Below are 1,142 nucleotides of genomic sequence, written 5' to 3' on the forward strand. Positions count from 1 at the left end.
CCAACAAGACCATCTGCTTCGTCACCCACTCCATTCCGGAAGCCGTTTATCTGTCGACGCGCATCGTCGTCATGTCACCGCGGCCGGGCCGCGTCAGCGACATCATCGAATCGACACTGCCGAGAGAGCGGCCGCTCGACATCCGCGAGACGCCGGAGTTTCTGGCGATCGCAGCGCGCGTGCGCGACGGGCTGCGGGCAGGGCACAGCTATGATGATTGAGGGAGCAATCGACGGGCTCCCTCCTCTCCCCAACGGGGAGAGGGTGGCCGGAGCGAAGCGGAGGTCGGGTGAGGGGGCGGCCCACCGCGCCTTCGTCATCCCAGGGCACCGCGAGGCGGCGTGCGTAAAGGGAGCGGTCAACCACCCCTTCGTCATCCTAGGGCAGAGCAGGCGCGCAGCGGCCTGCGCAGACCCTAGGATCCATGCCGTGACGCCGGCCGAAAGGCGAAAACGGTTGAGAAAACAGGCCAAGCAGGGCGAGGCACAGGGAGCCTTGTTCCGCACCGTTGTGGAGCACAGAGGTAACGGCATGGATCCTAGGGTCTGCGCCGCGTCGCTTCGCTCCTTGCTTCGCCCTAGGATGACGAAGAATGGGTATGGCCGCTCTTTGCCGTTGGGCAAAGGGGAGCGCACCTAATGGACACCTTCCGCGACAAACTCATCCCCGTCACCTCGATCCTCGCTGGGGTGGTCGTGCTCTGGTATGTCTTCGCTGTCATCCTCAACGCGCCGTTCCAGCGCGATCTCGACCGTCGCGCCGGTGAGACCTCCACGTTCAGCGAACTCATCGGCAAGACGCTGTCGCAGCCGAAGCCGACATTGCCGGCGCCGCATCAGGTGGCGGTGAATTTCTTCGAGAACACCTTCCTGCGGCCTATCACCTCGAACCGCAGCCTGGTCTACAATGCCTGGGTGACGCTGTCGTCGACGCTGCTCGGCTTTGCCTTCGGCACCGCGCTCGGCATCATCATTGCGGTCGGCATTGTCCATGTGGCGACGCTCGACCGCAGCCTGATGCCGTGGATCATCGCCTCGCAGACCATTCCCATCCTGGCGGTGGCGCCGATGATCATCGTCGTGCTGGGGGCGATCGGCATCAGCGGCCTGATCCCGAAGGCGATGATCTCGACCTATCTGTCA

At 64.1% G+C, this 1,142-nt stretch carries 1 protein-coding gene and 1 pseudogene; both read left to right on the plus strand.

The genetic code is table 11. The features are described from left to right. Positions 1-221 (plus strand): annotated as a pseudogene (locus EN939_RS35120) (ABC transporter ATP-binding protein); the annotation flags it as partial. Positions 222-638: 417 nt separating this feature from the next. After that, a partial coding sequence (locus EN939_RS35130) for an ABC transporter permease (protein ID WP_442919593.1) occupies positions 639-1,142 on the plus strand: 504 nt, incomplete at its 3' end.

Source organism: Mesorhizobium sp. M7A.F.Ca.CA.002.05.1.1, assembly GCF_003998335.1.
GTDB lineage: Bacteria > Pseudomonadota > Alphaproteobacteria > Rhizobiales > Rhizobiaceae > Mesorhizobium.